This window comes from Trebonia sp. (assembly GCF_049794275.1).
In the GTDB taxonomy this organism is placed as follows: Bacteria; Actinomycetota; Actinomycetes; order Streptosporangiales; family Streptosporangiaceae; genus Trebonia.
Genome location: NZ_JBARCR010001026.1, coordinates 1 through 5,383 on the forward strand (window position 1 = coordinate 1; position 5,383 = coordinate 5,383).

Below are 5,383 nucleotides of genomic sequence, written 5' to 3' on the forward strand. Positions count from 1 at the left end.
CCGGTGACCCGCGCCCGGTGGGCCGCCGGTACGGCGTGGCCGAACTCGACCAGGTGGCCGACGGCCTGGACAGCGCGGCCCGCCGGGTCACCAGCCTGCTGACCGCCGACCGCGAGCTGGCGATCGACGCCTCGCATCAGCTGCGCACGCCGCTGACCGCGCTGTCCATGCGCCTCGAGGAGATGATCGCGTCGGCCGACGAGCCGGAGGTCGTCAGGGAAGAGGGCACCGCCGCGCTCCACCAGGCCGAGCGCCTCGCCGAAGTCGTCACCCAGCTGCTCAGCCCGGGGCGCCGGGCCGCCGGCTCCGCGGCGCTCATCAGCGTGGACAAGATCGTGCTGCAGCAGATCACGGAGTGGGCGCCGGCGTTCCGCCGGGCGGGCCGCAAGATCGTCCTCGTCGGCGAGTCGCGGCTGCAGGCGTGGGTGACTCCCGGCGGGCTGGCCCAGGTGATCGCGACGCTGCTGGACAACGCCCTCATGCACGGCAAGGGCACGGTGACGATCCGGCGGACGCAAGCGGAGCGTTCGGTGGTGATCGAGGTCGAGGACGAGGGCGAAGGGGTGCCCGCGGAGCTCGTGTCCCGCATCTTCGAGCGCAGCGTCAGCGGCCGGCCTGAGGGCACCGGCCTCGGCCTGGCGCTGGCCCGCACCATGGCCGCCGCGGACGGCGGCCGGATCGTACTCGCCCGCCGCAAGCCCCCGGTGTTCGTGGTGTTCCTGCCCACGAACCCGCCAGGCGACCGGGATCGCGGCAAGACCCGCGCCGGCCCGGCCTAGCCGGACGTAGCGGCCTAGCCGGACGTAGCGGCATAGCGGCTTAGCGCTTGCGGTGCCGGCCCGGGGCGCGCGGGGCGCTCGGGGCCCTCGACCCGGCCGGGACGGCTGGGACGGGTCCGGCAGGGGCCGGGCGGACGGAATAGCCCGCCGGGACAGGAGCGGTGAGCAGGGGAGCCACTACGCGCCCGTTCGGAATGACCGGGTTTTGATTGTGCAGTAGCACCGGACGGGGGTGCCCGCCCGGCCGTCCGGAGTAGCCCGGGTCCAGGTACGCAGGATCCAGCTCCCAGGGCGCGTAGTGCGGGAAGTCCTGGTCGGCGGCCCTGGCGGCGCCAGCGCCCGCCGCGAACGCTGCCTGGGACTGCGGGTGCGGCTGCTGCGCGGGGGCGAGGAAGATCCATTTGCGGTACGCGTACCAGCGGAAGACGGTGCCGAGGCCGGTGCCGATGAAGCTGGCCGCGTTGTAGGCGAGCGGGCCCTTGAGGCCGAGCCCGTAGGTGATGCCCGCGATCACCAGCTCGGCGAGGATCAAGCCGACCACGTTCAGCGCGACGAACAGCAGCGCCTCGCGGTGTACCGGCTGGTTGTCCCGGTGCCTGAAGGTCCAGAACCGGCTGCCGAGGTAGGTGAAGATAGTCGCGGCGGTGATGGAGAGCGCCTTGGACTCAAGCGGTCCCACGTGATAGACGCTGTGCAGCACCGCCGCGCCGCCCAGGTCAATGATGGTGCCGAGGCCGCCGACTATGCCGAACTTGACGAGTTCCGGACCGTGCTGCCGGACATGGTCGTGCAGGTCGGCAAGTGGTCGGCCCATGCGCGCGGTCCCCTTTCGTCATGCTGCGCATCTAACGTAGTCGACCCTTTTAGCCTCGATGCGAGGAATGGCGATGAACGTTCCGTTACGCCTGATGCGCAGGGGCCGGAACCGCTGCCACCGAGCGGGTGCGGCGGTCCGCGACCAGCCGCCACGTGAGGTAGATCACGGTGGTGAGCACGAACCCGGCCTCGAAGGTCAGGTCGCCGGTGGAGGGGAAGTGCGAAGGGACGATACCGACGTACTTGGTCTGGTTGGAGAACAGCCAGATGGACACGCCGACGCCGACCGCCATCGCCACCGGGCCCGCCCAGTTGGTGTACTTCCTGTTGAAGAGCAGGTGCTCGATTTGCGTCCGGTCCTGGTTGCGGCGCAGGTACATGTCGCAGAACATGACCGCCAGCCAGGGCGAGATCCAGTAGGCGATGATCAGCAGGAAGTTGTTGTAGTTCTGGCCCGCGTTCCCGAGGCCGGCCCAGCCGAAGAAGAACCCGATCGTGCCGAGGCCGAGCGCGACGATCGCCCGCCTAGCCGCGAACGGCAGCTTGAAGCCGAGCGCGTTGAACGAGATCGCCCCGGAGTAGATGTTGATCGCGTTGGCGGCGATGCCGCCGATGACGATGGCGATGAGCGTCAGGTCACCGAGCCAGGTGGGGAAGATGCCGGTCCAGCCGGCCGTCGGGTTCGCGTTGGTCGCGACCTTTTCGATCGTCCCGGCCGCCGCGCCGACGGTCTCCAGCAGCACGCAGGACAGCAGCAGGCCGAGGAAGGCCCAGAACGCGATCGCCCGCTTGTTCGTGTCCGGCTTGAAGTAGCGGGTGTAGTCCGACGCGTAGGGGTTCCAGCCCACCGCGTAGCCGAACGTCGCTCCCAGCTCGATCAGGAACGCGCCGGGAATCGTGTGGTGCACCGCGCCGGGGTGCGCCTTCCCCAGCGTCACGGCGGAGGCGATCACGAAGATGATCACGAGGACCGGGAAGGCGTACCGCTCGAAGACGTGGATCAGGTTGTACCCGAGGAAGGCCACCGCGAGTTGGACTATGACCACGATCAGCAGGCACAGCACCTTGGGCATGTGGGTCAGCGCGTTGAGCGCGAGCGCGCCGCTCACGCTGTTCACCGCGAACCATCCGATGCCGGCGACGAGGGCGTTGATTCCGGCGGGCATGATGTTGCCCCAGAAGCCGAACCCGCGGCGGCTCAGCACCATCTGCGGCACGCCGTACGTCGGGCCGCTGGTGGACAGGATGCCCTGGGTAATGGAGCCGAGCGTGGTGCCGATCAAGATCGCGAGGAACGTCGCCCAGAAGCTGAGGCCGAAGAAGACCACGCCGATGAAGCCGACGAAGACGGTCGCGAACTCCATGTTCGGCGAGGTCCAGGTCCAGAAAAGCTGCAGCGGGCGCCCGTGGCGCTCGTTCAGCGGAATGAACTCCGCTCCCCCTGGCTCGACGGCGATGACCTTATCGCCGTACGTTCCCTCTCTAACTTCGACTTCCGGGTCGCTGACCGTGGTCATCGGTACTCCCTGTAGCTGGCACAGCTCGCGCTTATGCGGTGAAATCAGAAGCCCTGAGGCTTTAGGGGCCTTCGTTGGCCATGATGGCGTTAAGTGGCTTGTGTTCGCTAGAGGGTGCCGTCGTTGGCGTGGCTGGCGGGCGAATCCTGTATGTACGTTGTACCCAGGATTCGGCGGTTCCGCGTAGGCTACACCGGTGCCTTCTGCCTCGTCATCTGCCTCTTCGCCGGCCTCGTCGGCGGCGCCAGAGGCTGCGCCCGCCGGGCCGATCCCGCGGCAGGCCGGCAGCGGGATGCCGGTCGTCGGCATGATCGGCGGCGGACAGCTCGCGCGGATGACCGCGCAGGCCGCGATCGGGCTCGGCGTGACGTTCCGTGTGCTCGCCGAGGCGCCGGCTGACAGCGCCGCGCTGGTGACGCCCGACGTGACCGTCGGATCGCATCTTTCGCTGCAGGATGTGTCGGCGTTCGCCGGCCGGTGCGACGTCGTGACCTTCGACCACGAGCACGTGCCCGGCCGCGTCCTGGCGGAGCTGGAGTCGGCCGGCGTGCTGGTCAGGCCGGGTTCGGCCGCGCTGCGGTACACCCAGGACAAGCTGGCGATGCGCGGCGCGCTGACGTCGCGCGGCGTGCCGTGCCCGCGGTACGCGGCGGTCTCTTCCGTCGCGGACGTCGAGGAGTTCGCCGCGGGCTCGTGGCCGGTGGTGCTCAAGGCGGTGAGCGGCGGGTACGACGGCAAGGGCGTCTGGGTCTGCGCGTCTCCCGCGGCGGCGGCCGAGGTCGTGGCGCACGGCATCGCGCTGCTCGCGGAGGAGTTCGTCCCGTTCCGCCGGGAGCTGGCGGCGCTGGTCGCCAGGTCCCCGTCCGGCCAGGGCGCGGCGTACCCCGTTGTGCAGACCGTCCAGGTGGACGGCATCTGCCGGGAGGTCATCGCCCCCGCGCCTGGGCTCGACCCGGAGGTGGCCGCCGCGGCGCAGGCGCTGGCGCTGCGGATCGCGTCCTCGCTCGACGTGACCGGGCTGCTGGCCGTCGAGCTGTTCGAGACGGCGGCAGGCGGACTGCTCGTCAACGAGCTGGCGATGCGGCCGCACAACAGCGGGCACTGGACGATCGACGGCGCGCGGACGTCGCAGTTCGAGCAGCACCTGCGGGCGGTCCTCGATCTGCCGCTCGGGTCCTGCGCCCTGTCAGGTCCGTTCACCGTGATGGCGAACTTGCTCGGCGGCACCGACCCGGACATCTACGACCGGTACATCCACGTGATGGCGGCGGATCCGGCGGTCAAGGTGCACTTCTACGGCAAAGAGGTCCGGCCCGGCCGCAAGATCGGGCACGTCACGATCGTCGGCGACTCCGCCGGCGACCTCAGCGAGGTGCGGGGCAGGGCCCGCCGCGCGGCGAGCTACCTGCGCTGGGGCACCGAAGACGGCGACTAGCCCCGCGGCGCCCGCGCCCGTGATTGTGTAACAAAAGCTCCCCATGCGCACGCTTTCTTACAAGGTCATGAGGCGATTCTGGGCAGCTGGGTTAAGAAGGGCGAACGCGGGCAAACCTGCGATCGGGCTAGGCCCAAGGTCACCGGCGGCTAACCTGTCACGAAATGATCAAGCTAGATGGGTCGTGGAGACTTCGTGAGCGTTGGCGAAGCGCTAGCCGAGGCGCGGTCGCGAGCCGGTCTTTCCGTGGACGAGCTCAGCGAGCGCACCAAGATCAGGGGAACGGTCATCCGGTGCATCGAACAGGATGACTACGACGCCTGCGGCGGCGACGTCTTCGTGCGCGGATACGTTCGCGCGCTCGCCAGTGCCGTCGGCATCGACGCCCGGCCGCTGATCCGCGAATACGACCAGGCCCGCACCGACACCTCGGGCGACACGTTCGCGCACGTCGCCAGGGTCGCGCACCCGGTGCCCCCGTCCGGTCCTGCCGTCACGGCCGCCGAGGTCCCGGTCGCGGCCGCGGGCTCCGCAGGCGCATCAGACGCCACGGTAGCCGATCTCCGGCTCCCGGCCGTGCATACCGCGGGCCCGTCGAGCCCGTCGGGCCCGTCGGGCCCCGCGGACCCGGACGTCACGTCCGCCGATCTCCCGGCGGTGAGCGCGGACCCCGCCATCACGGTCTTCGACCTCCCGGTTGTGACAGAAGACCCCGCACCCACGGTCGATGACCTGCCGGTCATCCCGCCCGAGCCAGCCGGGCCCCCGGTGCGGCGCGGTGACCTGCCCGGCAGCTGGACGCCTGTCCCGCCGCCCGCGCGGGGCCGGCGCCATAC

The 5,383-nt window shown here is 70.1% G+C and carries 5 protein-coding genes; 3 read left to right on the forward strand and 2 right to left on the reverse strand.

The features are described 5' to 3' along the window. On the forward strand, window positions 1–779 hold a 779-nt coding region (locus WA805_RS25765), incomplete at its 5' end, for a sensor histidine kinase (RefSeq protein WP_425243637.1). Between the two features lie 40 nt (window positions 780–819). On the opposite strand, the gene WA805_RS25770 is transcribed toward WA805_RS25765, so the two are convergent. Both WA805_RS25770 and WA805_RS25775 read right to left on the reverse strand, forming a co-directional pair. Next, entirely contained in the window at window positions 820–1,593 is a 774-nt protein-coding gene (locus tag WA805_RS25770) for a GtrA family protein (RefSeq protein ID WP_425243638.1), read from the reverse strand. An 85-nt stretch (window positions 1,594–1,678) separates the two neighbouring features. After that, window positions 1,679–3,112, reverse strand: a complete 1,434-nt coding sequence (locus WA805_RS25775) for a purine-cytosine permease family protein (protein WP_425243639.1) — start codon at window positions 3,110–3,112, stop codon at window positions 1,679–1,681. A gap of 292 nt (window positions 3,113–3,404) precedes the next feature. Here WA805_RS25775 and WA805_RS25780 point away from each other — a divergent pair, with 292 nt between their 5' ends. After that, the gene (locus tag WA805_RS25780; protein WP_425243641.1) at window positions 3,405–4,547 is read left to right on the forward strand and encodes a 5-(carboxyamino)imidazole ribonucleotide synthase; all 1,143 of its coding nucleotides are present in this window, start codon (window positions 3,405–3,407) and stop codon (window positions 4,545–4,547) included. 195 nt (window positions 4,548–4,742) lie between these two features. Then, on the forward strand, window positions 4,743–5,383 hold a 641-nt coding region (locus WA805_RS25785; protein ID WP_425243640.1), incomplete at its 3' end, for a helix-turn-helix domain-containing protein.

Coding starts and splice junctions, on each gene's coding strand:
- WA805_RS25770 (WP_425243638.1), bottom strand. CDS start 1,593: ATGGGCCGACCACTTGCCGACCTGCACGACCATGTCCGGCAGCACGGT.
- WA805_RS25775 (WP_425243639.1), bottom strand. CDS start 3,112: ATGACCACGGTCAGCGACCCGGAAGTCGAAGTTAGAGAGGGAACGTAC.
- WA805_RS25780 (WP_425243641.1), top strand. CDS start 3,405: ATGCCGGTCGTCGGCATGATCGGCGGCGGACAGCTCGCGCGGATGACC.